The 26446-nt window shown below is 71.2% G+C and carries 20 protein-coding genes; 8 read left to right on the top strand and 12 right to left on the bottom strand.

The window, feature by feature from the left end:
• Nucleotide 1 precedes the first annotated feature (1 nt).
• The 3 genes from ASD59_RS11945 to ASD59_RS11935 form a co-directional block, all read right to left on the bottom strand.
• Nucleotides 2-859, bottom strand: a complete 858-nt coding sequence (locus tag ASD59_RS11945) for an alpha/beta hydrolase (protein WP_055831933.1) — start codon at nt 857-859, stop codon at nt 2-4.
• A 73-nt stretch (nt 860-932) separates the two neighbouring features.
• Complete coding sequence (locus ASD59_RS11940; RefSeq protein ID WP_082560178.1) at nt 933-2975, bottom strand: AsmA family protein; 2043 nt, start codon at nt 2973-2975, stop codon at nt 933-935.
• A 144-nt stretch (nt 2976-3119) separates the two neighbouring features.
• Nucleotides 3120-5237, bottom strand: coding sequence for a S9 family peptidase (locus ASD59_RS11935; protein WP_055831931.1), 2118 nt, complete (start codon nt 5235-5237; stop codon nt 3120-3122).
• A 111-nt stretch (nt 5238-5348) separates the two neighbouring features.
• Between ASD59_RS11935 and ASD59_RS11930 the strand changes: the two genes are divergently transcribed.
• From ASD59_RS11930 to trxA, 7 genes are all read left to right on the top strand, one after another.
• Entirely contained in the window at nt 5349-6212 is an 864-nt protein-coding gene (locus ASD59_RS11930) for a GNAT family N-acetyltransferase (RefSeq protein ID WP_055831929.1), read from the top strand.
• Nucleotide 6213: 1 nt separating this feature from the next.
• Entirely contained in the window at nt 6214-6675 is a 462-nt protein-coding gene (gene tsaE / locus ASD59_RS11925; protein ID WP_055832013.1) for a tRNA (adenosine(37)-N6)-threonylcarbamoyltransferase complex ATPase subunit type 1 TsaE, read from the top strand.
• The gene (amgK, locus tag ASD59_RS11920) at nt 6668-7756 is read left to right on the top strand and encodes an N-acetylmuramate/N-acetylglucosamine kinase AmgK (RefSeq protein ID WP_055831927.1); all 1089 of its coding nucleotides are present in this window, start codon (nt 6668-6670) and stop codon (nt 7754-7756) included. The genes tsaE and amgK overlap by 8 nt, the downstream gene beginning before the upstream one ends.
• A complete protein-coding gene (gene murU, locus ASD59_RS11915) occupies nt 7753-8469 on the top strand; it encodes an N-acetylmuramate alpha-1-phosphate uridylyltransferase MurU (RefSeq protein ID WP_055831925.1) in 717 nt (238 codons plus the stop codon). Before amgK ends, murU begins: the two co-directional genes overlap by 4 nt.
• Entirely contained in the window at nt 8466-11552 is a 3087-nt protein-coding gene (gene addB / locus ASD59_RS11910; RefSeq protein ID WP_055831923.1) for a double-strand break repair protein AddB, read from the top strand. The genes murU and addB overlap by 4 nt, the downstream gene beginning before the upstream one ends.
• Nucleotides 11549-15067 (top strand): double-strand break repair helicase AddA, encoded by a 3519-nt coding sequence (gene addA / locus ASD59_RS11905; RefSeq protein ID WP_055831921.1) that lies wholly within the window; start codon nt 11549-11551, stop codon nt 15065-15067. Before addB ends, addA begins: the two co-directional genes overlap by 4 nt.
• A 132-nt stretch (nt 15068-15199) precedes the next feature.
• A complete protein-coding gene (gene trxA, locus ASD59_RS11900; RefSeq protein ID WP_055831920.1) occupies nt 15200-15538 on the top strand; it encodes a thioredoxin in 339 nt (112 codons plus the stop codon).
• A gap of 401 nt (nt 15539-15939) precedes the next feature.
• Here trxA and ASD59_RS11895 read toward each other — a convergent pair whose 3' ends face one another.
• The 9 genes from ASD59_RS11895 to ASD59_RS11855 form a co-directional block, all read right to left on the bottom strand.
• On the bottom strand, nt 15940-17214 hold the full coding sequence (locus tag ASD59_RS11895; protein ID WP_055831917.1) for a bifunctional folylpolyglutamate synthase/dihydrofolate synthase: 1275 nt from the start codon (nt 17212-17214) through the stop codon (nt 15940-15942).
• Between the two features lie 5 nt (nt 17215-17219).
• On the bottom strand, nt 17220-18113 hold the full coding sequence (gene accD / locus ASD59_RS11890) for an acetyl-CoA carboxylase, carboxyltransferase subunit beta (protein WP_055831915.1): 894 nt from the start codon (nt 18111-18113) through the stop codon (nt 17220-17222).
• 9 nt (nt 18114-18122) lie between these two features.
• Nucleotides 18123-18953 carry a tryptophan synthase subunit alpha gene (gene trpA / locus ASD59_RS11885; protein WP_055832011.1) on the bottom strand — a complete coding sequence of 277 codons (831 nt, stop codon included), beginning with the start codon at nt 18951-18953 and terminating at the stop codon, nt 18123-18125.
• Entirely contained in the window at nt 18950-19411 is a 462-nt protein-coding gene (locus ASD59_RS11880; RefSeq protein ID WP_055831913.1) for a hypothetical protein, read from the bottom strand. The genes trpA and ASD59_RS11880 overlap by 4 nt, the downstream gene beginning before the upstream one ends.
• A 1-nt stretch (nt 19412) precedes the next feature.
• Nucleotides 19413-20597, bottom strand: coding sequence for a tryptophan synthase subunit beta (gene trpB / locus ASD59_RS11875; RefSeq protein ID WP_055832009.1), 1185 nt, complete (start codon nt 20595-20597; stop codon nt 19413-19415).
• Nucleotides 20598-20660: 63 nt separating this feature from the next.
• Nucleotides 20661-21314: a phosphoribosylanthranilate isomerase gene (locus tag ASD59_RS11870; RefSeq protein ID WP_055831911.1), complete on the bottom strand. Its 654-nt coding sequence runs from the start codon at nt 21312-21314 to the stop codon at nt 20661-20663.
• Between the two features lie 31 nt (nt 21315-21345).
• Nucleotides 21346-22560, bottom strand: coding sequence for an NAD(P)/FAD-dependent oxidoreductase (locus ASD59_RS11865; protein WP_055831909.1), 1215 nt, complete (start codon nt 22558-22560; stop codon nt 21346-21348).
• Nucleotides 22561-22612: 52 nt separating this feature from the next.
• Nucleotides 22613-23302, bottom strand: a complete 690-nt coding sequence (locus tag ASD59_RS11860) for a pseudouridine synthase (protein WP_055832006.1) — start codon at nt 23300-23302, stop codon at nt 22613-22615.
• A 38-nt stretch (nt 23303-23340) separates the two neighbouring features.
• Nucleotides 23341-24240, bottom strand: a complete 900-nt coding sequence (locus ASD59_RS11855; RefSeq protein ID WP_055831907.1) for a class I SAM-dependent methyltransferase — start codon at nt 24238-24240, stop codon at nt 23341-23343.
• A gap of 276 nt (nt 24241-24516) precedes the next feature.
• On the opposite strand from ASD59_RS11855, the gene recQ reads away from it, so the two are divergent.
• Nucleotides 24517-26388, top strand: a complete 1872-nt coding sequence (gene recQ / locus ASD59_RS11850) for a DNA helicase RecQ (protein ID WP_055832003.1) — start codon at nt 24517-24519, stop codon at nt 26386-26388.
• Nucleotides 26389-26446 lie beyond the last annotated feature (58 nt).

Here is a 26446-nt window from a genome sequence, read left to right as displayed (position 1 = left end):
ATCAGCCCAGCTCGCGGCGCAGGAAGGTCGTGACGTCGTCCAGCACCGGCGCCTTGCTGCGGAACAGGGGCGAGAAGGTCGCGATCAGGTCGGCGTGATTCAGGCCGGGATAGAGCTTGGCCTCGCAGCGGCCGCCAACGGCCTTCATCCGGTCGCACAGGATGGCCGTGTCCTCGGCATGGACCACCACATCCTCCACGCCATGCCCCAGCCACAGCGGCGGGGCGTCGGCGCGGGCGAAGGTCACCGGCTGGGTCAGGGTCGGGTCCGGAACCCGTCCGAAGGCGTTGACCGAGGCCGGCACGTCAAAAGGCAGAAAGTCATAGGGCCCCGCCAGACCGGCCGCGGCCCTGATCAGCCCTGGCGCGCCCGCGCCGGTCATATAGCGGCGATCGAGGGCGATCATCATCGCCAGATGAGCCCCCGCGGAGTGTCCGATGACGCCCAGCCGGGCCGGATCGGCGCCGTACCGGTCGGCGATCTGCCCGGCCTTCGCCGTGGCCGCCGCGGCGTCCTCGATAAAGGCCGGGAAATGCGCCTGGGGAACCAGCCGGTAGTCCGGGGTGGCGACCACGAAGCCGCGCGCGGCCAGCGCCTGCGCCGCCCAGCCGTAGAGGCGGCGCTCGCCGCTGTCCCAGCCCCCGCCGTAAAAGAAGACCAGCATCGGCCACGGCCGGTCGCCCGCCTCGACGGGGGCGTGAATGTCCATCCTCTGACGGGGATTGTCGCCATAGGCGAGGTCGCGCGCCACGCGCCGCACGCCCCGGTCGCGCGGAGCCAGATTATTCAGCAGGCCCAGCGGCGAACAGGCCGCGGCGATCAGGCCGAGGGCGGGGGCGAACAGGCCTCTTCGGGTCATGCGGTCCCTGGTTTCAGACGGAGTTGGACCAAGATACGCACGGAAGTCGGCTACGGCTCAACCGCGCGGCCGCTTATCGCGCCGACGAGATCAGGGCGCCGCAGTTGGCGTCCTCGGCCAGTCCCGGGTCGACGAAGGGCAGCAGGGCCACCAGCGGGTTGATCAGGGCCCCGAGCACCGTGCCCAGGCCGACCTGTCCGGCGATGGCGCCGCCGTCGACGCCGATCTTCGGCGCCGTCAGCGGGCCCCGGATGGTGATCGGCGACCACAGGCGGATCAATCGGGGCGACTTGGTCTCGCCGTCGATGCGCAGGTTCATGGTCTCGGCGCCGAGATCGATGGTCCCCGTGCCCTTGGCCAGCACGGGCGTGGTGTCGATGACGAAGGTTCGCGCGGTGGCGGTGCCGCCGCTGACGGTGAAGTCGGCCACGGCGCAGCGGATTTCCGACGTGCCGGTGTCGCCTGACAGTAGCTTGCCGAGGCCGGCGGTGACATTGATGCCCAGCAATTCGGCGAAGGCGGCGCGCATCCGGCCCTGCGGCACGACCAGGCTCAGCGTGCCCTTCGAATTGGCCGCGAAATCGTGAATCGAGGCGCCCGGCCCCTCCAGCTTCGCCCGCCCGATGGCGCGGCCCGTCACCGTGGGGACGCCGTTTCGCGCGGGGATGATCGACTCCAGCGGATAGCCGCGCAAACGGAAGTCGGCGGTCGAATAGGGCACCTTGTTGTTGGCGTTGATCCGCGCCGTCCCGTCCAGTTCGCCGCGGTTGAAGTCGAAGGCGACGGGATCCAGATTCAGGATGCCGTCCTTCAGCCGGGCCCCCAGATTGACGCGCCGCACGTCCAGTTCGTTCCGTTTCACCTGGGCCGCGCGATAGGTCAGCGTCCCGTCCATGACGCGCAGACGCTCGACGTTCAGCGGCGCGTCCGGCAGCAGCTTGCCCGGGGCGCCGGAGGTCACCACCGTGTCGCCGGACGCGGTGACCCGCGGCGTCCCGCCCAGCACCGAGGCGAGGTCGTCGATGTCGAGCAGGCGGGAATAGAGGCTGGCCTCGACCCGGCGGCGGTCGCCGACCTTGTCCACTTTCAGATCGCCCGACAGGTCCGAAGAGCCGACCCGGCCGCTGAAGTCGTTGAAGGTGAAGACGTTGTCGTTTCGGGTCAGCTTGCCGTTGAGACGATACGGCGGCGTGTTGGGGGTGGTGATGCCGGTCAGCAGATAGATGTCCGCCAGGTCGCGCCCGCGCAGACCCAGGGTGGCGTTGAACTGGCCCAGATCGAACGGCCGGGTGATCGCGCCATCGGCCGTCAGTGTCGTGCCCACGCCGGACAGTTCGGCCTTGAATCCATAGGGGCGGTCGCGCTTGATGTTGATGAAGGGTCCGCCCCGCACCATCAGCGTCAGGGGCGTGCCGTTGATCGTCCCGCGGCCATCGAGGTGGAAGCCGGCGTTTCCGTCCGAGCCCTCGCGCGCGTTGACGGTGGCGTTCAGGCGGATGTTGCGGCCCTGCTCGTCCAGGAACACCTGTCCGTCGCGGATGACCAGCCGGTTGATCGGCGGCAGCTTCATCGGGCCGGTGTCGGGCTTGTCCGGGTCCAGCACCCAGCTCTTGCGGCCGTCGGCGGTCGAGATCAGCACGACCTGCGGGCGGACGATCTCGACCAGCGGCATCTCCACCCGACCCGACAGCAGCGGCATGAGACGCACCGAGGCCACGGCGTCCTCGACCGTCAGGGTGTCCTTCTCGCTGGCCCAGTCCGGGCCGCCGACGCGCACCTGGCGGATGCGGGCCGAAGGCGTCCAGCTGAACAGCTGCACGTCCAGATCGCCCTGCAATTCGATGTCGCGGTCGTACCGGGCCGAGGCCCATCCGCCGATCGGCCCCCTGAGCCAGTTCCAGTCGAACAGCACCAGGAAGACGACGACCAGGGCGATCAACGCCAGCGCCACACCCGCGGCGATCTGCTCCGGCCGCCCCGGCTGGCGGAAGCTGGTGTAGACCGGGTCGTTGGCCCTGACCCAGTCGCGACGGTCCCGCGCCCAGGTCCCCGCCGGGACCAGCGCCCGGTCGCGCACGGCCAGCCAGTTGGGATGGTCCTTCAAGGGGTTGGACAAGCGCGGGACTCCGTCGAAGCCTCCACAACGCGCAAACGTCCGGAAAGGCTCAGGGCGGGCCGCGGGCGGCGGCGTATTCCCGCGCGGGCGGCAAAAAGGGCGCGCCCGGTCCGGACGCGCCCTGCCTGCCGAAGACCGGTCCGGTTACGGCGCGGGCTTCAGATATTTGTCCAGCCAGCCGAACACCTCGGTGTGCCATTGCAGGCTGTTGGCCGGCTTCAGCACCCAGTGGTTCTCGTTCGGGAAGAACAGCAACCGGCTTTCGACGCCCCGGCGCTGCAGGGCGGTGAAGGTCGACAGGCCCTGCGAGGTCGGGATGCGGAAGTCCAGATCGCCCTGCACCACCAGCATGGGGGTCTTCCACTGGTCGACGTGATGGACCGGGTTGAAGGCCTCGTAGCCGCGCGGATTGTCATAGTGGGTGCCGCCGTACTCCCATTCGGTGAACCACAGCTCCTCGGTGCCATAGGCCATGCCGCGCACGTCGAAGACGCCATCGTGGTTGACCAGGCATTTGAATTCGTCGGACCAGCGGCCGGCGATCCAGTTGATCATGTAGCCGCCGTACGAGGCGCCGAGGGCGCAGGCGTTGTCGCCGTCGAGGAAGCCGTAGCGTTCCTGCGCCGCGGCCCAGCCCTTCTGCAGGTCTTCCAGCGGGCGGTCGCCCCAGTGCTGGCTGATCGAATCCGTGAAGGCCTGGCCGTAGCCGGTCGAGCCGTGGAAATCGATCATCACCACCGCATAGCCGGCGCCGGCGTAGGTTTCGGGATTCCAGCGGTAGGACCAGCCGTTGCCGAACGATCCCTGAGGTCCGCCGTGGATCAGGAAGGCGACCGGATATTTCCGGCCCTCGACATAGTTCGCCGGCTTGATGACATGGCCGTAGACAGTCTCGCCGTTCCAGCCGGCGAAGCTGAACTGCTCGGGCTCGCCGAACGCCTGATCGTCCAGCTGCGGGTTCACATTGGTGATCCGGCGCGGCATTTCGCGGCCGCGGAAGGTCTTGACGAACAGCTCGCTGGGCCGGGTCAGCGTGTCCTGGGCGAAGACGAAGCCGGTGGGCGTCTGGGCGAAGGCCGAAACATGTCCCGGACCCGTGACCGGGGTGACCACGCCGTTGCGCGTGTCGATGGCGAAGATCCGGGTCTGGCCGACGTCGCCGGCGGTGACATAGACGGTGTTCCCGTCCGCCGACCATTGCAGGCTGTCGGCCGAGCGGTCCCAGTCCGCCGCGATCTGGCGCGTCCGGCCCGTGGCCACGTCGCGCAGGAAGATGGCGAATTTGTCGGCCTCGAAGCCGGGCCGGGCCATGGCGCGGTAGGCCATCGTCCGGCCGTCCGGCGAGAAGACCGGGCCGGTGTCCCAGGCGTCATTGTCGTCGGTCAGGTTCTCGAACGTGCCGTCGCCCGACAGGCCGTTGGTGCGCCACAGGTCGAAATTGGTGCTCCACGGCTCGCTCTGGCCGGCGAGGCGGGCCGAGAAGACGATCGCCTGCCCGTCCGGGGCGAAGGTGAATTCGCTCTCGTCGCCGAACGGCTTGGAGGGGGTGTCGCCGTCGAAGCCTTTCGTGACATGGACGGGCTGGCCCGTGGCGCGGCCGTCGGCGCCGATCGACTGGACGAACAGATGGTTCTGGGTCCCGTCGTTCCACGTATCCCAGTGGCGCACGAACATGCGGTCATAGACCTGGCCGGTCGCGGGATCCTCGGCCACGGCCTTCGTGCGGTCGACGGTGCAGGCGATGTCGCCGCACCCGGGGAAGACGGCCAGCGACACCGCGACCTTGTCCGCGCCGGGGCTCAGCCGGTAGGCGTTGACGTCCAGCGCCAGGTCCGTGACCTGCACCGGACCCGTTCCATCCGCGTTCGCCCGCCAGACCTGGCTGGTGCCCGAGCGGCCGGACAGGAAATACAGCTTGCCGTCCGAGCCCCAGCGCGCGGTGTTGGCCCCGCCCTCGCTGATCGCCAGCCTGCGGCCCTCGCCGCCCTGGCGCAGGTCCATGATCCAGAGCGAACCGGCGCGGCGGTTGGCGGCCACATCCGTGGTGGTCACAGCGTAGACCACCCAGCGTCCGTCCGGCGACACCTGCGGATCGGCCAGGCGATTGGCCGAAATCATGTCGCGGTAGTCGAAAGCGTCCGCCGACTGGCTGGCCGGGGCGGGCGCCGGGGCGCCCTCGGCGGGAGTCTCCGCCAGGGCGGGGACGGCGGCGAAAATGGCCAGGGCGGCGCTGGCGCCGGCGAGCAGGGAACGGTGGCGCATGGACGGTTTCCTCGTGACTTGTCTTCAGTCCCGGGCGCTGGCGTAGCACCGGGCGCGGGCAGGCGGAAGCCGCTTGCCGTCCGCGCCGCGAGCGGCGACAACCGGCGTCGAATGACCGAGATCGTCGCCCTCACGCCGACCCGCCGGGAACCGCACGTCTGCGACGTGCTGATCGCCGAGCGCGCGCCGCGTCTGACCCGGTCCATCGCCTGGCCCCTGGTCCGGCCCTTCCTCTACCGGCTGCTCAACTACCGCGCCGCCGTGCGCATGGCCGACGCCGTCAGGCCGCTCCCGGGACCCGGAGCGCTCGACTATATGAGCGACCTGCTGGATCTGAAGGTCGCGGTGATGAACCCCGAACGCATTCCGGCCGAGGGCCGCTGCATCATCGTCGCCAATCACCCGACCGGCATCGCCGACGGCATCGCCGTGTTCGACGCCATCCGGGGCCGGCGGACCGACGCCGTCTTCTTCGCCAACGCCGACGCCCTGCGCGTTTCGCCCCGGCTGGGCGAGACCGTCATTCCGGTCGAATGGGTGGTCGCGAAACGCACGCGCGAAAAGACGCGGGCGACGCTTCATGCGGCGAAGGAAGCCTTCGAGGCCGAGCGCTGCGTCGTCATGTTCCCGGCCGGGAGGCTGGCCCGCGTGGCCCGCGACGGCTCGGTCACCGATCCCGAATGGGCCCCGACCGCCGCTTCGCTGGCGCGCAAATACGGCGCCCCCATCGTACCCATCCACGTCGCTGGCCCGACGTCGCGCCTGTTCCACCTCTTCGACCGCATTTCGCCGGAACTTCGGGACATCACCCTGTTCCACGAACTGCTGAACAAGCGCCGCAAGGCCTTCCAGCTGAAGGTCGGCAAGCCGGTGCCGCCGACCCGTCTCGACATCGACGCGGTCAAGGCGACCTACGGGCTCAAGGCCTTCACCGAACGGGTCCTGCCCAGCCAGCCGGACGCCGATTTTGCCTGAGATCAATGGCCTGACGCTGCCCGACGCCGACGCCACCGCCCGCCTCGGCGCCGCCATCGCGCCGCGGTTGCAGCCGGGCGAGGCGGTGTTGCTGTACGGACCGCTGGGCATGGGCAAGTCGACCCTGGCGCGGGGCCTGATCCGCGCCCTGACGCGGCCGGACGAGGACGTGCCCTCGCCGACCTTCACCCTGGTGCAGTTCTACGAGAGCGACCCCCCCGTCGCCCATTTCGACCTCTACCGCCTGACCCGGCCCGGGGAGGCGTCCGAGATCGGCCTCGACGAGGTGCTGGACGACGGCTGCGCCATCATCGAATGGCCCGAACGGCTCGGCGACGATCCGGCCCGCTGGCTGGGCCCCGACATTCTGACGGTGACCCTCGCCGAGGCCGGAGACGGCCGGGTTGCGGCCCTGTCCGGCGCAGGCGCATGGGAGACGAAACTGAAGGACCTTCATGTCTGACCGCGAGCAGCAGCGTCTCGACTTCCTCAAAGCCGCCGGCCTGGCCGAGGCGGCGCGCGCGCCCCTGCCCGGCGACGCCTCGACCCGCCGCTATGAGCGGCTGACGACGCCATCGGGCGTCAGCCTGATGCTGATGGATCAGCCGGCCGCCGCCGAAAGCCCGCCCGCTGATCCGTCGTGGTCGCCCGAGCGCCGCAAGGCCGAGGGCTGGAACGCCGTCGCCCGCCTGTCCGCCGGCCGCATCGAGGCCTTCGCCGCCGTCGCCGCCCACCTGAGGTCGCTGGGCCTGTCCGCCCCCGAGATGGTCGCCGTCGACGCCGCCGCCGGCCTGGCCGTGCTGGAGGATTTCGGCGACGACCTTTTCGCCCGGGTGATCGAGGACGGCGCGCCCGAGGAGCCGCTCTATCTGGCCGCCGTCGAGGCCTTGGCGACCCTGCACGACACGCCCGCGCCGGCCATACTGACCGGACCCGCCGGCGACTGGCCGCTGCTGGCCTATGACGAAACCGCGCTGCAGGGCGGGGCCGACCTGTTCGTGGAATGGATGCCGAAGCTGGATGCGTCGCTGATCTTCGACGACGCAGCCGTGGATGAATGGCGGGCGGCATGGGCCCCCGTCACGGCGCGCGGGGCGGCCGGAGCCACCGTCATGGCCCACCGCGACTATCACGCCGAAAACCTGATCCGCCTGCCGGGCCGCAGCGGCGCCGCGAGCGTGGGGCTGATCGACTTCCAGGACGCCGTGCGCGCCCACCCCTCCTGGGACCTGCATTCCCTGCTGCAGGACGCCCGCCGCGACGTGCCGGCGGCGCTGGAGACGCGGGCGCTGGACCACTATTTCGCCCTTCGTCCGCTGACGGACCGGCAGGCCTTCATGCGCGACTACGCCGGGCTGGCGGCGCTGAACGAGGCGCGCATCCTCGGGGTCTTCGCCCGGCTGATCGTGCGCGACGGCAAGCCGCGCTACCGCGCCTTCATGCCGCGCATGTGGGCCCATCTGAACGCCAATCTGAAGGCGCCCGGGCTCGAACCCGTGGCCCGCTGGTTCGCCGCCCATGTCCCGGAGACGAGACGCCGATGACCGCCCCAAGAACGGCGATGGTGCTGGCCGCGGGCCTCGGCACCCGCATGCGTCCCCTGACCGACGACCGGCCCAAGGCCCTGGTCGAGGTCGGCGGCCGCGCCCTCATCGACCATGTGCTGGACCGGCTGGCGGACGCCGGGGTCGAGCGGGCGGTGGTCAATGTCCACTGGTTCGCCGACCGGCTCGAGCGCCATCTGGCCGCGCGCCGCGGCGGGCCGGACATCGTCATATCCGACGAACGCATCGAACTGCTGGAAACGGGCGGCGGACTGAAGAAGGCGGCGGCCCTCCTCGGGCCCGACCCGGTCTTTGTCGCCAACATCGACAGCGTCTGGACCGACCCGCGGGGCGATGCGCTGAATCAACTCGCCCGGTTGTGGAATCCGTCAATCATGGATGCGGCGCTTCTTCTCGCCAGGCGCGAAGGCTCGATCGGCTTCGAGGGCGAGGGCGACTTCTTCCTCGCCGACGACGGAAAACTGACCTTCCGGGGCGACGCCCCCTCCGCCCCCTTCGCCTATATGGGCGTCCACATCTGTCGGCCCGACTATGTCGCCGACGGCCCCGACGGCCCCTTCTCGCTGAGCGGCTTCTGGCGCCGGTCCGCCGCGGAAGGTCGCCTGTACGGCTGCGTTCTCGACGGCGACTGGATGCATGTCGGCGACCCGCAGGCCCGCGACGAGGCCGAGGCGAAACTGGCGCTCGAATGACCGCCCGCTTCGATCCCTTCCTGCCCCCCGGACCGCGATGGTACGCCATTGAGGCGCGACGGCCCTTCCTCGAGGATCTCGCAGCCGGAGTTCTGGACTGGCTCGGCGACCATCCGCCCGAGGCCCTGTCCGACGCCGTCATCCTGCTGCCCAACCGCCGCGCCGCGCGCGCCTTCACCGCCGCCCTGTCGAAACAGGCGGGCGGACGCCCCCTGCTGCTGCCCCAGGTCCGCCCGCTCGGCGACCTCGAAGAGGACGAGCCGCCCTTCGCGCCCGGCGAACTGGGCCTCGACCTTCCCCCGGCCATCGCCCCCCTGACCCGCCGTTTCGAGATGGCGCGGATGATCGTCGAGGACTTCCGCCCCGGCCTTACGCCCCTGCGCGCGCTGGAGATGGCCGACGCGCTCGGCGGCTTCCTCGATTCCTGCCAGCTGGAGGAGATCGGGGACCTGCACCGCGTCGCGACCCTGGTCGAGGGCGATCTGGCCGAGCACTGGCGCGAGTCCGCCGAATTCCTCGCCCTCGCCGTCGAAGCCTGGCCCCGACGGCTGGAGGCCATGGGGCTGGTCGATCCGGCCTGGCGCCGCGCCCGCCTGTTGCGGCTGCTGGCCACCGCCTGGACCGAGCGGCCGCCGTCCCAGACCGTCATCGCCGCCGGCTCGACCGGCACCGCCCCCGCCGCCGCCGATGTGCTGGCCGCCGTCGCCGCCGCGCCGCGCGGTTGCGTCGTCCTGCCTGGCCTCGACCGGGAGCTGGACCCGACCGTCTGGGCCACGCTCGGCGACAATGAACAGCATCCGCAGAACGCCCTGTGGCGGCTGCTGGACGGCCGCACCGAACGCGACGCCGTCCGCCCGTGGTTCCAGCCGGTCGGCGACGCCGTCGCCGAGGCGCGCGGCCGCGCCCGCCAGCGGCTGATCAACGAGGCCCTGCGCCCGGCGGACGCCACCGACGACTGGCGAACGGTCATCGCCGCCCTGCGCAAGGACGCCTTCAGGGACCAGTCCGCCGATCCGATCGCCCAGGGGCTGGAAGGCCTGTCGGTCGTCACCGTACGCGCCGAGGAAGACGCCGCCGCCGTCCTCGCCCTGATGATGCGCGAGACGCTGGAGACTCCGGGCCGGACCTGCGCCCTCGTCACCCCCGACCTGGCCCTTGGCCGCCGCGTCGCCGCCCGGCTGGAGCGCTGGGGCGTCGCCGCCGACGTCTCCTCCGGCCAGCCCCTGTCGCGCATGGACGCCGGCCGGCTGATCGATCTCGCCGTCCGCTTCGTCGACAAGCCGCTCGATCCCCACGCCCTGCTGGGCCTGCTGAAGCATCCGCTGGTCCGGCTCGACCTCGGCGAAACCGATCCCGCCGCCGCCCTGCGCGCCCTCGAACATCACGCCCTGAGAGGCCCCCGCCATCGCGACTGGAGCCGCCTGCGCCGCGCCCTGCTCAAGGCCGGCGAGCCGCGCGACGACGGCAAGCCCCCCTCCGACGGGACCCGCGCCCGCCTGACCGCCGCTACGGCCCTGGTCGATCGGCTGGAGGCGCTGTCCGCCGCCGCCCTCGCCCCGTTCACGCCCGACGCCCCGCTCGACGCCGCCGCCCGCACCCTGACCGGACTGATCGAGGCGCTCGCCGGTCAGGACGCCTGGGCCGGTCCCGACGGCGAGGCCGCCGCCGCCCTTCTGGCCGGTCTGATCGAGGGCGGCGCCTCCCTCGGCGCCGTGTCGTGCGCCGAATTCGCCGACCTGGTCCGTGACCTGCTCGCCAGGGAGACGGTGCGCACCGGCGGCGCCACCCAGCCCCGGCTGCGCATCCTCGGCGCCATCGAGGCGCGGCTGGTGCGCGCCGACCGCATGATCCTGGCCGGGCTGGAGGAGGGGGTCTGGCCCAACGCCGCTCCGACCGATCCCTTCCTGTCACGGCCCATGCGCCAGACTCTCGGCCTGCCCCCGCCCGAGCGCCGCCTCGGCCAGACGGCCCAGGACTTCGTCCAGGCCGCCTGCGCCGACGAGGCCATACTGGTCCACTCCGAACGCCGCGGCGGTCAGCCCGCGGTCAAGTCGCGCTGGCTGTGGCGGCTGGAGATGTTGACCCGCGGCGCCGACGCCCCGGCCACGCCCATCGTCCTCGAACGCCCCTCGACCTCGGTCGACGCCGCCCGCGCGCTGGATGTCCCGCCGCCGGGACCACCGCGCTACGAGCGCCGCCCGGCGCCGAAGCCGCCTGTCGCGCGCCGCCCGCGCAAACTTCCCGTGACCAGCGTCGAACGCTGGGTCCGCGATCCCTACGCCGTCTACGCCCAGCGCATCCTCGGCCTGCAGAAGCTCGAGCGCCCCGGCGCCTCGGCCGAGGCCATGGCGCGCGGCAACGCCGTGCACCGCGCCATCGAGCGCGTCGTCGTGTCCTGGCCCGACGCCCTGCCCGAGGACTGCGCCGACCAGATCGAGGACTTCCTGCGCGAGGAGCTGGACGCCGCCGGCTTCGAGGACCACGCCATGGCGCGCGAAACGCCGCTGGCCCGCAACTGCGCCGTCTGGCTGGCCGGCTGGGAGCGCGAGCGCCGCGAGCGCGGCGCGACCCTGCTGATCGAACAGACCGGCCAGATGACCTTCGGCGCGCCGTTCGGCCCCTTCACCCTGACGGCCAAGGCGGACCGGATCGAACTTGACGCCGACGGCGCGGCCGTCATCGACTTCAAGACCGGCTCGACCCCCAGCGCCAAACAGGTGGCCCAGGGCTTCGCCCCCCAGCTGACCCTGACCGCCGCCATCCTCGCCGACGGCGGCTTCGCCGACGCCCCGCCGACGCCGGCCTCGGAGTTGCTCTACGTCAAGGTCACCGGCCGCAAGACGCCGGGCGAGGCCGTCGACGTCGGCAGGGTCACCCGCAGCCAGCCCCTGACCGCGGCCGAACTGGCCGAACGTGAACTGGCCCGGCTGGTCGACGGCGTCGCCGCCTTCGACGACGAGTCCCGGCCCTATGTCTCCTGGGCCGCGCCGCAGTTCATGGGCAATTTCGGCGGCAACTACGACCATCTGGCCCGGGTCTGGGAGTGGCACGTCGTCGGCGGCGAGGACGAGGCGCCCGAATGACGCAATCCACGCCGACTTTGGCCCCGCTCGACCAGGCCCGCGCCCACCAGACCGCCGCCGCCGACCCCGGCCGTTCGGTCTTCGTCACCGCCAATGCCGGCTCGGGCAAGACCACCACCCTGGTCGACCGCGTGGCCCGGCTGCTGCTGCAGAAGGCACCGCCGGGCGAGATCCTCTGCGTCACCTACACCAAGGCCGCCGCGGCCGAGATGCAGGCCCGGCTGTTCGACAAGCTGGGCCGCTGGGCGGTCATGGACGACGCCGAGCTGTCGGCCGATCTGGCGGGGCTGGACGGCCGCGATCCCGCCGGCCTGAAGCCCGCCGACCTGAAGGAGGCCCGCCGCCTGTTCGCCCGCGCGCTGGAGACGCCGGGCGGTCTGAAGATCCAGACCATCCACGCCTTCTGCGAAAAGCTGCTGCGCCGCTTCCCCATCGAGGCCGGCGTCTCGCCCGCCTTCAAGGTGCTGGAGAACGAGGCGGCGATCGCCCTGTCGCACGAGGCGCGCGAGGATCTGGCCCGCGCCGCCCTGGTGGATCCCGACGGCCGGCTCGGCGCCGCCTACGCCCATTTCGCGGTCGAACTGGACTGGAAATCCTTCCACGCCCTGCTGGCCATGATCGAGACCGAGCGCGGCAAGCTGGTCGCTTATGTCGAGCGCTGGACCTCGGGCTCCGCGCCGGGTCCGCATATTCTCGCCGGCGTCTCCGAAGATGAGACGCCTTCAGCCATCGAGACCGACTTCCTCAACTGGCTCGACCCCGCCGCCTGGCGCGCCGCCGCCGACGGCTTCGCAACGGGCTCGGCCAACGACCAGAAGATCGCGGCCCAGATGCGCGAGGCCGTCCCGCCCCACTCCAGCCTCGCCGCCATGAAGGCCCTCTTCATCGACTCCAAGGGCGAGGCGCGGACGAAATTCGGCACGAAGAGCGCCCCGCCTGCGGCCGCTGCGTATCTCGACTCCGTCTCGCTGAAATACTGCGCCGTTCTGGACCGGATGCGCGCCGCCCGGGTCGCTGACGACACGGTCAAGGCCCTGACCCTGGCCCGGACCCACGCCGCCCTCTATGAAGCCGCCAAGGCCCGGCAGGGCGCGCTCGATTTCTCCGACCTCGTGGTCCGCACCGTCGACCTGCTGACCGAACGGGCCACCGCCGCCTGGGTGCTGTTCAAGCTGGACGGCGGCATCGAACACGTCCTCGTCGACGAGGCCCAGGACACCGCCCCCGACCAGTGGGCCATCTTCAAGGCCCTGACCGAGGAGTTCTTCTCGGGCGAGGGCGCGGGGCGGCGCGGCGATGCCCCGCGCATTCCCCGCACCGTCTTCGCCGTCGGCGACGAGAAACAGTCGATCTACTCCTTTCAGGGCGCCCGCCCCGAACGGCTGCGGCAGGAGGCCCAGGCCTATGAGGCGCTGGCCCGTGGGGCCGGACGGCCGTTCGAGGAGGTGCCGCTGGACACCTCCTTCCGCTCGACCGAGGAGGTGCTGGCCTTCGTCGACGCCGCCTTCGAGGGCCCCGAGCGGACCCGCGCCCTCGTCGGCCAGCTCGGCGACATCCCGACCCACCATCCCGCCCGCGTCGGCCAGCACGGCTCGATCGACCTCTGGCCCCTGTTCCACGATCCGGCGACGCCCGACCGCGAGGCCTGGAACGCCCCGGTGGACAAGGAGGACGCCCGCAGCGGCCGCAAACAGCTGGCCCAGGCCCTGGCCCGCGACATCCGCAAGCAGGTCATGGCCGGCGTCGCGGTTCACAACCATCGCCGATCGGAGACCGACCCGCCGATGCGCCCGGCCCGCTGGGGCGACTTCCTCGTCCTGGTCCGCCGCCGCGACGCCCTGTTCGAGGAGATCATCCGCGCCCTAAAGGCCGAGGCCGTGCCCGTCGCCGGCGCCGACCGGCTGAAGCTGAAAGAGCACATCGTCTTCGACGACCTGATCGCCGTCGCCCGCTTCGCCCTCTACCCCGACGACGACCTGTCGCTGGCCGAGGTGCTGCGCAGCCCCTTCTGCGACGTGACCGATTTCGGCGACGCCCACAGCCTGTATCCGCTTGCCGACAAGGATGGGCGCGCCGGCCGCTCGCTGTGGCGCGCGCTGCGCGACCGGGCCGACGAACAGCCGCAGTGGCGTCGCGCCCGCGACTTCGTCCAGGCCGCGCTGGACGCCCGCGACCGCGACCCCTTCGCCTTCTTCTCCAGCCTGCTGAACCGCGTCGACGACACCGGCCTCACCGGCCGCGCCCGCATCCTCGCCCGCCTGGGCCGCGAGGCCGAGGAGGCCATCGACGAGACCTTGGCCCAGGTCCTGGCCGCCGAAGGGCGCGGCGGCGTCGATCTGGAAACCTGCGTCGCCCGGCTCGAGGCCGCCGATGTCGAGGTCAAGCGCGAGATGGAGGGCGCCCGCAACGAGGTGCGGGTCATGACCGTCCACGGCGCGAAAGGTCTGGAGGCGCCCATCGTCATCCTTCCCGACACCACCTCGCGCGCCAAGCCCCAGGGGCCGACCCTGATGCCCTCGGCGAACGAGGACGGCGCAGAAGGCGAGGGCTGGCTGATGTGCCCCGGCTCGGCGAAGGACGACTGCCCGGCCTCGAAGGCCGCGCGCGAGGCCCGGGTGGCCCGCACCGACGCCGAGACCCTTCGCCTGCTCTATGTCGCCCTGACCCGCGCCCGCGACCGGCTGGTGATCATGGGCCGGGCGGTCCGGCGGCCCGAGGAAGGCTTCGAGGCCGGCAGCTGGTGGAGCGTCATCGCCGAAACCTTCCAGCGCCTGCAGGAGGATGATCCGCAGAACGTGCACGACATCGGCGACGGCGTGCGGCGGTTCGGCGTCGACCCTGAAACGCTTGCCGCCGGGATCGCCGCCCGCCCGACGCCGGCAGGGGCGCCGGCCTGGGCGCGCACCCCGCCCGCTCCCGACAGCGCCGCCCGCTTCGCCTCGCCGTCGAAGATGGAGGAGACGACCCGCATCCCTGCGCCTTCGCCCCTGGCGACGACCGCCGGACCCGGCGCGCCGCTGGGCCGGTTCCGGCGCGGCGACCTGATCCATCGGCTGCTCGAGCGCCTGCCCGACATCGCGCCGCCCGAAAGGGCCGACGCCGCGCGCCGCATCCTGTCGCGCGAGCGGGACCTGGATGACGAGGCCCGCGGCGAAATGACCGGCGCCGCCTTCGCTGTCCTCGAGGACGCCCGTTTCGCCCCGGTCTTCGGTCCAGGCTCCCGTCCGGAGGTCGCCCTGACGGGGTCGGTCGGCGATGTCCCGATATCGGGACGCATGGACCGGCTGGTGGTTACCCCGGATCGGGTCCTGGTCATCGACTACAAGACCAACCGCCCGGCTCCCGATCGTATCGAGGACGCCGACCCCGCCTATGTGCTGCAGATGGCGGTCTACGCCTCGGTGCTGGCCCGGCTCTACCCCGACCGGACCGTCGAGGCGGCCCTGGTCTGGACCGATGGCCCGCGTCTGATGCCCGTGCCCGCCGACCTGATGCGGGCCGCCCTGTCCGGATGACGGGCCGTCCGAACATCCGCGTTGATTTGCGCGCCGGGACATCCCACATCGGGGCGCCCGGGCCGAACTCATTGAGTCTGAGCGGCCGATCATTCGCCTTCGCCGACGCCGGCGCCAGACAGGAATATCCGCATGGCCACCATCAAGGTCACCGACGACAGCTTCGACGCCGACGTTCTGAAGGCGTCCCGGCCCGTACTGGTCGACTTCTGGGCCGAATGGTGCGGCCCCTGCAAACAGATCGGCCCGGCCCTCGAGCAGATCGCCGATGATCTGGCCGGCCAGGTGGTCATCGCCAAGGTCAACATCGACGACAGCCCCATGATTCCGTCGAAACTGGGCGTGAAGGGGATTCCCACGCTGATGCTGTTCAAGGACGGCCAGATGGCGTCGATGAAGGTCGGGGCCATGCCCAAGGGCAAGATTCTCGAATGGCTGGCCGAGTCCGGCATCGGAACGGCCGCCGCCTGATCCGGCCGGGGTCGAACGGCCCCGGATTTGCCCGGCTGAAAAATCGGTGTTCTGCTTCGGGTCCCGGAAGGACACGGAGCTCCATAGCCATGCTGACCGCCGCCCTGATCGCCGCCGCCCTTTTGCTCGACGGGGGCCAGGTGAGAGTCATCGCCGGTGCCCCCGCGCCCGCCGCGGCCCGGTCGGCGGCCACTCCGCCCGGACCCGGGCGCCACCCGTCGCGTCTGCCGCCTTGAACGCGCCACCGGATCGAACATGCAGCAGAGGGTCTGCAGAAACATCCCCGTCAGCGGCGTCCAGGACCAGCAGACGCGCGATTTTCTCCGCAATCTGCAGCGCGTCCGCACGCCGGACGAACACTAGCCGCCGGCGCGGACGTTGGACGTTGAACGGGTGAGAATTCAGTCCGGCCAGGTTTCCCGCGCCGCGCCCAGAACCTCGCCGGCAAGATACAGCGAGCCGCAGATGGCCACCCGGCCGGCCCCCAGCCGCAAGGCCCGCTCCAGCGCCTCCTGCACCGAAGCACAGGCCGCGGCGCCCAGACCGTGGCCGCGCGCGACGGCGGCCAAGGCTTCCGGCTCGGCGGCGGCGCCCTCGAACGGAACGGTGAAGACGGCCGCCCCGGTGGCTCTCATCGCCTCGAAGAAGCCCCCTGCGTCCTTGTTCGCCAGCATGCCGACGATCAGGGCCAGCGGACGGGGCGCCCTGGCCTGACGCTCGGCCAGCGCCTCCGCCAGGGCCCTTGCCGCGTGCGGATTGTGGCCGCCGTCCAGCCACAGCTCCGCGTCCGCCGCCCGCGCGGCCTCGCCATAAGGCCCCGCCGTCAGTCGCTGCAGGCGCGCGGGCCAGCGCACGGCGCGCAGGCCTTCGGCGATGGCGGTCTCGGGCAGGTCCAGCTCCAGCGCCACGGCGACGGCCAGGCCGGCGTTGGCGATCTGGTGCGGCCCGACCAGCGCCGGCGCGGGCAGGTCGAGGAATCGCTCCTGATCCTGGAAGGCCATGCCGCCCCGCTCCGCCCAGGCGTCGAAATCAACGCCCATGACGGTCAGGGGCGCCTGCACGGCGCGGGCCGCCGCCTCGATCACCGCCATCGCCTCTTCGGATTGCCGCGCGATCAGGCCCCGCGCGCCGGACTTCAGGATGCCCGCCTTTTCCGCCGCCACCCCGGGCAGGGACGTTCCCAGAAACTCGGCATGATCCAGATCGACCGGGGCGATGACGCTCAGCAGCGGGCGTTCGATCACATTGGTGGCGTCCAGCACCCCGCCAAGCCCGACCTCGACGACGGCCAGGTCGGCCTTCGTCTCGCTCATGGCGACGAAGGCGGCGGCCGTGGTGCTCTCGAACACCGTCGCCTCGACATCCAGCGCCTCGATGCGGTCGAGGATGTCGTTCAGGGCAGCGTCCCCGATCAGTTCACCGCCCAGACGGATGCGCTCGTTGAACCGGACCAGATGGGGCGAGGTGTAGACGTGAACCTTCAGCCCGGCCGCCTCGGCGATGGCGCGGATGAAGGCGACGGTCGAGCCCTTGCCGTTGGTCCCGGCCACATGGACCACCGGCGGCAGGCGGTGCTGGGGGTCGCCCAGGGCCGCGCACAGCACCCGCATCCGGTCCAGCGACAGATCGATCCGCTGGGGATGCCGCGCCCTCAGTCTTTCCGAGATCGGGTCCACGGCGGTCAGGCCGCCCGGCGCCGTCCGCCCATCAGCATCGACAGGATCTGGCCCAGCACCTTCGGCAGGTCCTCACGGGCGACCACGCGATCGACCATGCCCTTCTCCTGCAGATATTCGGCGCGCTGGAAGCCGGGCGGCAGTTTCTCGCGGATGGTCGCCTCGATGACGCGCGGGCCGGCGAAGCCGATCAGGGCCCCCGGCTCGGCCAGATGCACATCGCCGAGCATGGCGTAGCTGGCGGTGACCCCGCCGGTGGTCGGATCGGTCAGCACCACCACGAACGGCAGCTGCGCCGCCTTCAGCTCCTGGATGGCCAGGGTGGTGCGCGCCATCTGCATCAGGCTGAGCGCGCCCTCCTGCATCCGGGCCCCGCCCGCGGCGGTGTAGCAGACCAGCGGCACGCCCCGCTCCACGGCCGCCCGGGCCGCGGCGATGAACGCCTCGCCCGCCGCCATGCCCAGCGAGCCGCCCATGAAGCTGAAGTCCTGGACGATCACCACCGCGGGCGTTCCGTCCAGCTCGCCGAAGCCGATCGCCATGGTGTCCTTGCGGCCGGCCGCCTTGCGGGCGGCGATCAGGCGGTCCTTGTAGGGCTTGCCGTCCGAGAATTTCAGCGGGTCCTCGGGCACGTCGGGCGTGTCGATGGCCTCAAAGGCGCCGTCGTCGAAGGTGTAGCGCAGCCGCTGTTCGGCGTTGATCCGCATGTGGCGGCCCGAGGGCGTCACCCACAGCGAGGTTTCCAGGTCCGACCGGTACAGCATCTCGCCCGTGTCGGGGTCCTTGACCCACAGGTTCTCGGGCGTGTCGCGCCGGTTGACGATCTTGCGCACGCCGGGGGCGAAGCGGCTCAGCCAGCCGCCGCGCTTTTCCTGGGGAGGTTTGTTCTTGTCGACCATGGCGGCGCTTTAGACGCTTTCTTTCACGCGCGCACCCCGGACCGCATCGGCCAGGGACCGCACCTTCGCCAGAACGCGCGCCGCCGCGGGTTCGTTCGCCTCCAAAGCGGCCGCGACCTCATCGACCAGGACCGATCCGGCCACCACCGCATCGGCCACGCGGGCGATCTCGGCGGCCCGTTCCGGCGTCCTGACCCCGAAACCGACGGCGACCGGCAGCCCCGAGGCCTTGCGCACCCGCTCGACGGCCGGAGCCACCGACAGGGCCTGCGCCTCCTTGACCCCGGTCACGCCCGCGACCGAGACATAGTAGACGAAGCCAGAGGTCCGTTCGGCGATGATCTTCAGCCGCGCATCGTCCGAGGTCGGCGTGGCCAGCCGGATCAGCGACACCTGGGCCGCGTCCAGGGCGTCCGACAGCGGCCCGGCTTCTTCCGGCGGGCAGTCGACGACGATCAGACCGTCCACCCCGCTGGCCGCCGCGTCGCGCGCGAAGGCGTCGTAGCCGTAGGTCTCGATCGGATTGAGATAGCCCATCAGGATCACCGGCGTGTCCGCGTCGCCCTCGCGGAAGGCGGCCGCCAGGGCCAGCGTGCCCTTCAGGGTCAGCCCCGCCTTGAGCCCGCGCAGGGCCGCGCGCTGGATCGGCGGCCCCTCGGCCATCGGGTCCGAGAACGGAAAGCCCAGCTCGATGATGTCCGCGCCCGCGCCCGGCAGGCCGCGCAGGATCTCCAGCGCCTGGTCCCGCGTGGGGTCCCCGGCCATGACATAGGCCACGAACCCGGCCCGGCCCTCGGCCTTCAGCGCGGCGAAACGGGCGTCGATGCGGGCTGTGGTCATTGCGCCGGGGCAGGCGTCGGGGCGGGAGCGGCCGCCGGGCCGGCGCAAACGTCGCCGGGGATCGGGCCGAAGCCGAGATAGCCCGTGGACTCGGGACCCGCGGGCCGGGCGGTGTCGTAGAAGGCCTGCATCTGCAATCCGTCGCAGCCGCCGGTGTCGCGCCGGCGCACGAAGACCACGCGGTTGTCGTCCCCGCCCGCCGCGATCCAGCCCTTGGTGGCGAGGTCGGCGATATAGGCGTCGGCCAGGGTTCCGATCCCCGCCAGCGGCGCGCTGACGCAGAAGGCGCGGCCCGCCAGGCCGTACAGATTGCCGCAATCGGGCGCCAAGGTCGCGCCCGGCAGCACCAGGGCGTCCGGCGACACGACAACCGGCGCTGTGGCGGGAGCCGCTGGCTCCTGGGCCCAGGCGGGACTGGCCAACAGGGCCGCCGCGGCGGCCAATACTGCGATCTTCATTCTACAACTCCACGCCCAGATGTTTCGCTACCGCGAAAATGTCCTTGTCGCCCCGCCCGCACATATTCAGCACGACATCGCCGCCCTTGCCCACTTCCTTCGCGATCTCGCCGATCCGGGCGAGCGCGTGGCTGGGCTCCAGCGCGGGGATGATCCCCTCCAGACGCGAACACAGCTGGAAGGCCTCCAGCGCCTCGGCGTCGGTGGCGGCGCGGTATTCGGCCCGGCCGATATCCTTGAGCCAGGCGTGTTCCGGGCCGATGCCCGGATAGTCGAGACCGGCCGAGATCGAATGGCCTTCCAGAATCTGGCCGTCGTCGTCCTGCAGCAGATAGGTGCGGTTGCCGTGCAGCACGCCGGGGCGGCCGCCCTGCAGCGAGGCCGCGTGGTCCGGTCCGTCGAGCCCGCGCCCGGCCGCCTCGACCCCGATCAGCCGCACGCCCGCGTCCTCGATGAAGGGGTGGAACAGGCCGATGGCGTTCGACCCGCCGCCGATCGCCGCCACCACCGCGTCGGGCAGCTTGCCCCGCCGGGCCAGCATCGAGGCCCGCGTCTCCTTGCCGATCACAGACTGGAAGTCCCGCACCATGGCCGGATAGGGGTGCGGCCCGGCCGCCGTGCCGATCAGATAGTAGGTGTCCTCGACATTGGTGACCCAGTCGCGCATCGCCTCGTTCATGGCGTCCTTTAGCGTGGCCCGGCCCGCTGTCACCGGCACGACCTCGGCTCCCAGCAGCTTCATGCGGAAGACGTTGGGCGACTGCCGCTCGACGTCGGTCGCGCCCATGTAGACGACGCATTTCAGCCCGAAGCGGGCGCAGACGGTCGCGGTCGCCACGCCATGCTGGCCGGCGCCGGTCTCGGCGATGATCCGCGTCTTGCCCATCCGCATGGCCAGCAGGATCTGGCCCATGCAGTTGTTGATCTTGTGCGCGCCCGTGTGGTTCAGCTCGTCGCGCTTGAACCAGATGTCGGCGGCCCCGTAGTGCTCCGTCAGCCGCTCGGCCAGGTACAGCGGGCTGGGCCGGCCGACATAGTCGGTCAGGAAACCGTCCAGCTCGGCCTGGAAGGTCGGATCCGCCCTGGCCGCCGCATAGGCCGCGTCCAGCTCGTGGATCAGCGGCATCAGGGTCTCGGCCACAAACCGCCCGCCATAGGGGCCGAAACGGCCCTCGGCGTCGGGCATGGCGTACTGGTTGGGGATGATGGCGTTCACGGCGGTAGCTTTCACGCGGGGGAGCGGCGGAAATCAGGCGGAGCGGACGGCGTCGAGGAACGCCGTGATCAGGGCGGGGTCCTTAACACCCGGCGCGCTTTCCACGCCAGAGGACACATCCACCAGGGGCGCGCCGGACACCCGGATCGCCTGCGCCACATTGTCCGGGGTCAACCCGCCCGCCACGAACCAGGGATGACGGAAGGCCCGGTCAGCCAGCAGGGCCCAGTCGAACCGCGCCCCGACCCCGCCCGGCAGGGCGGAGCCCTCGGGCGGTTTGGCGTCGAACATCAGATGATCGGCGAACGGCTCCCAGGCCGCGGCCTCGGCGAAATCCCCGTGTGTGCGGATCGGCAGCACCTTGATGATCCCGGCCCCGGTCAGCGTCCGCACCCGTTCCGCCCGTTCGCGCGTCTCATGGCCATGAAGCTGGATCAGGTCCGGCTTCAGGATCAGGGCGATTTCGGTCAGCAGGGCGTCGTCGGCGTCAACCGTCACGGCCACGATCTTCGCCCCCCCTGGACCCTGGCCGCGCGCCCGCTCGAACAGGGTCGCGGCGTGCAGGGGTTCGATGTGGCGCGGACTCTTCGGGAACACCACCGCGCCCACGAAGGCCGCCCCGCCTGCGAGGGCCGCGTCCAGCGTGTCCGGCGTGGTCAGGCCGCAGATCTTGGCGTGGGCGCTCATCAGGCGCAGGTGCCCCCGCCGCCGGCCGGGGTCAAGGCCGGTACAGGTCCGCGTCCGGATCGGCCCCGCCGCGCAGCGCCGCCGAGACCACCTGCGAGGCGATGACCGAATAGGTGATGCCGTTGCCGCCGAACCCCATCACCGCCCAGGCGTGGTCCATGGTCGGCACGGGCGCGATCGAGGGCAGGCCGGTGGCGCTCTCTCCGAAAGCCCCTGCCCAGCTGTAGTCGATCTCGAACGCCACCTCGGGCAACAGCCGTTTCAGCTTGGCGGCGATCGTCTCGCACTTGCGTTTCAGCTTCGCCTTGTCGGCATGGGCGTCCGGCGTCGCCTCGTCCTCGCCGCCGACGATCAGCCGCCCGTCTCCGCCCATGCGGAAATAGAGGTAAGGGTCCGACGCCTCCCACACCAGGGTCTCCCTCAGCCAGGCCGGGCAGCGCTGACGCGGCTTCGAGGCCATGGCCCAGGTCGAGATGACCTTGGCCCCGGGCGTCGGCACGCCCCTGGGGAATTCATAGCCGCAGCAGAACACCACCGCCTTCGCCCGCACCGCATGGCCGGCGTCGGTCAGCAGGGTCACCCCGTCCGGATCGCTGGCCGCCTCCATCACCTCGACCCGCGAATAGACTTTCGCCCCCGCCGCCTGCGCCCGCCGCAGCAGGCCGGCCGCCAGCCGGGCCGGATCGCCGCTGGCCGAGCCCTGGCTGACGATGGCGCCGGTTCGGTCGATGCCGAGCCGGTCCCGCAGAATCTCCGGCCCGACGTATTCGCTCTCCAGCCCGATCGCCGCCCGCGCCTCGGCCTCGGCCTGCAGCGCGCGATGGCCGTATTCGTCGCCGGCCAGATAGAGGGTCGCCTTGTCATGGCAGCCGCAGACGATCCCCTCTTCGGCGATCACCTGTTTCAGGTCGTCCACCGCCCGCCGCGATCGCAGATACGCCCGCCGCGCCTTGGCCATGCCGATCCGCTCGCCCAGCGCCGTCAGCGGCAGGTCGATCTCCCATTGCAGCAGGGCGGTCGAGGCGATCGTTGATCCCATCAGCGGCGGCCGCCGGTCCAGCACCGCCACCGAATGATCCCGGCTCAGCTCATGCGCCATGAAGGCGCCGCTGATCCCCGCCCCGACGATGGCCACATCGACCGAGATCGCTTCTCTCAGCGGCCGTACCGGCACGCCGAGACCGAAGCTGTCGGCCCACAGCGAACGTCCGGTGCGCAGGTCTCTCTTGATCGTCGCCCCGGTCATGTCGCCTCCGCTGCAAGCGGAGCGATAAGCCGGCGGCGTGGGTGAGGTTCCGTCAGGCGAAGATCGCGTCGATCTCCGCCGCATCCAGCAGCCGCCAGTCCCCCGGACCCAGATCGTCCGGCAGGGCCAGCCCCCCGACCCGTTCACGGTGCAGGCCCTCGACGTGATTGCCCACCGCCGCGAACATCCGCCGCACCATGTGATAGCGGCCCTCGGTCACGGTCAGCCGCGCCTCCGTTGGCGACAGCACCTCCAGCACCGCCGGCGACAGCGGCTTGTCCTCGCCCTCCAGCACCAGACCTCCGGCGGCGAAGACATCGCCCTCCGTCCCGTCCAGCGGCCGCGCCAGGGTCGCGCGATAGACCTTGGCCACATGCCGTTTGGGCGAAATAACCCGGTGCAACAGGTCGCCGTCGTCGGTGAGCAGCAGCAGGCCCGTGGTCTGCTTGTCCAGCCGGCCGATGGTCGAGATCGCCGGATCGCGCCGCCGCCAGCGCGGGGGCAGAACGTCATAGACCAGGGCCCCGTCCTCCTTGCGCGAACAGGTCATGCCCAGCGGCTTGTGCAGCATCATCACCAGACCCGGCGTCGGATCGAGCGGCTCGCCGTCGATCTCCATCCGCGACGGCAGGTCCGGCGTCACCGCGATCCGTTTCGACACATCGGTCAGATCGGCCCCGTCCAGCACGATCCCGCCCGCCTTGCCCAGCCGCGCCATCTCGGTCCGCGAGCCATAGCCCATCGATCCCAGCAGCTTGTCGACGCGGGCCGTCGGCGTCTTCACTTCACCGCCTCGAACACCTTGTAGCCGCCCGCGTCGGCGGCCATCCGCACCCGCTTGAAGGCGGCGTTCAGCTCGGCCTCATAGGGCAGGTGCCGGTTGGCCACGAGCCACAAGACGCCGCCCTTGCCCAGCATGGCGGCGGCCTGACGGATGAAGGCCTGACCCAGCCGCTTGTCCTCGGCGCCGCCGTCATGGAACGGCGGATTGGTGACGACGAAATCGAGATCGCCCGCCGCCTCGATCGTGCGGGCGTCGGACCATTCGAAGGTCGCGCGCGGGTCGGTGACATTCTTCTCCGCCGCCGCGATGGCCCGCCGGTCCAGATCGATCAGCCGCAGCGAGGTCACCGCCGGCGATTTCAGCACCACCGTCGCCAGGGCCCCGTAGCCGCAGCCGAGATCGGCCCCCGCCCCCTTCAGCGCGGGCGCGGTCTGCGCCAGCAGCAGGGACCCCGCATCGATCCGGTCCCAAGCGAAGACGCCCGGCTGCGACCAAGCCTCCAGCCCCTCGACCAGACGCGGCGCCCCGGCCGCGATCGCTTCGTCGATCCCGGTCAGCGTCTCCGGCCGGATGACGACGCAACGCCGGTGGTGCGCCTTGGCGCTTTCACCGACCTCGGCGCCGAAGCCCTCCAGCTCCTTCTTCAGCCGCGACCCGCCCTTGTCCTTGGCCGCCATCGCATCCAGCCGGCCGCCCGGCTTCAGCGCCCGCAACGCCAGCGCCAGCGTGTACCGCCGCTCCAGCACGCCGGGCGGGGCGTAGATCATGATCTCGTCCGCCGAAGCTTCGGCGACGTCCTCGAGCGGCGTCGAGCCCGGGATCAGCGGCGAAACCTGGGTCGCCGCGCCGGGCGGATCGAACACCGCCGGCGGGCGGCCATACAGAAGGGTGGTCATGGCGCGGCCTATAGCTGGAATGCGTCGCGGCGGGGACCCCCTGCCGTCCCTTCGCCCTTCACGGGGGAAGGTGGCTCGCGCAGCGAGACGGATGGGGGCTGTCTGCGGCGGACTCTGGTTGTCGACCGCTCATGCGGACAGAGCCCCCATCCGAGCGGCTTCGCCGCCCCCCTTCCCCCGAAATGGGGAAGGACCGTCTGGGCCTGCTCCACAGGCGGGGCTTCCCCGTCCCAATTCCCCGCTGACAAACGAGAACAAATGAGGCACAAGCGCACCATGCTCGCGGATTCAACCTTAACGTTAGTCGCGCCGCCGACACTCGCCGACGCCCGGACGACGCTCGAGCGCGTCTGGGGCCACGGCGACTTCCGCGGGCTGCAGGCCGACGTGGTCGCCGAGATCCTCGCGGGTCGCGACGTGCTGGCGGTCCTGCCCACCGGCGGCGGCAAGTCGGTCTGCTACCAGATCCCCGCCATGCTGCGGCCCGGGCTCGGCCTCGTGGTCTCGCCCCTGATCGCCCTGATGACCGACCAGGTCGAGGCGCTGAAACAGCAGGGGGTGGCGGCCGCCCGGCTCGATTCCGGCGTCTCCATGGACGACCGCTCGGCCATCTGGCGTCAGGCCCGGGCCGGCGAGCTCGACCTGCTCTATGTCTCGCCCGAGGGACTGGCCCAGCCGCATCTGATCGACCGGCTGCACGACCTGCCGCTGAGCCTGATCGCCATCGACGAGGCCCACTGCGTCAGCCAGTGGGGCCACGACTTCCGCCCCGACTACCGCACCCTCGGCCGGCTCGCCGAACTCTTCCCCGACGTCCCCCGGATCGCCGTCACCGCCACCGCCGACGCCCGCACACGGGAAGACATCGTCCGCTCCCTGCGGCTGGAAGGCGCGAAGGTCCTCGTCGACAGCTTCGCCCGCCCGAACCTGCAGCTCTCGGCCGTGCGCAAGGAGAACGCCTCGCGGGCGAAGACCGATCTCACCGTCATTGATCTGGTGCGGCAGCGCCGCGGCAAGTCGGGCGTGGTCTATTGCGGCTCTCGCGACGGCTGCGAGCGGGTCGCCGACGCCCTCAAGGCCGCCGGGACCAACGCCATCGCCTATCACGCCGGCATGGACGCCCGCGACCGCGACCGCCGCCTCGAACGCTTCCTGGCCGAGGACGGGGCCGTCATGGTCGCGACCATCGCCTTCGGCATGGGGGTCGACAAGGCCGACGTCCGCTTCGTCATCCACGCCGACCCGCCCGGCTCGCTGGAAGCCTACTGGCAGGAGATCGGCCGCGCCGGACGCGACGGCGAACCGGCCGAGGGGATCACCCTCTACGGCCCCTCCGACATCGCCTGGACCCTGAAGCGCCTCGAGGGCCGCCCCATGGCCGAGGCGGTCAAGGCGGTGCAGGTGAGGAAGGTCCGCCAGCTGTTCGCCATGCTGGACGGCGCGACCTGCCGGCCCCAGACCGTGCGCCGATATTTCGGCGAGACGGCCGCCCAACCCTGCGGCGTCTGCGACATCTGCCTCGAACCGCCCGCCGTGTTCGACGCCACGGTTCACGCGCAGAAGGCCCTGGCCGCCGTCCAGCGGCTCGGCGAACGCTTCGGCAAGACCCGCGTCATCGACCACCTCCTCGGCAAGACGAAGGAAGTCCAGCCGTGGGAGACCGCCCTGTCGACCTGGGGCGTCGGCGCCGACGTGGCCCTGCACACCTGGCGCGACGTGGTCGACCACCTGATGTTCGAGGGCCTGCTGGTCGAGGACCCCAATGACGGCAAGCCGCTGGTTCGCATCGGCGAGCCCGAGGCCGTCCGCGCGGTCTATCGCGGCGAGCGCGCCGTCGAGGTGCGCCTGACTCCCGCCCGCGTCGTGGGTTCGAAGGAGCGCGTCCGCACCGGCCGCAACGCCGCGCTGGAGACCATGGACGCCGATGTCCGCGCCCGCTTCGAGACCCTGCGCGCCTGGCGCCGCGACCGCGCCGCCGAACAGCGCGTGCCGCCCTACGTCATCTTCCAGGACAGGACCCTGCTGGAAATCGCCATGGCCGAACCCGGAAACCTCGAGACGCTCGGCCATATCTCGGGCGTCGGCCAGACCAAGCTGGACCGCTACGGCAAGGGCGTTCTGGCCGCTCTTGCACAGGCTGTGGATTGAAACCGACGTTCGCGAGGTAAGGTTCGGGCAAGGTCTTGGAAGGGGCGCCTTAAACTTT

The organism is Brevundimonas sp. Root608 (assembly GCF_001427825.1).
Lineage (GTDB): Bacteria > Pseudomonadota > Alphaproteobacteria > Caulobacterales > Caulobacteraceae > Brevundimonas.
Note: the sequence above shows the minus strand (reverse complement) of the source record. Positions and strands in the feature narration are given on the sequence as shown.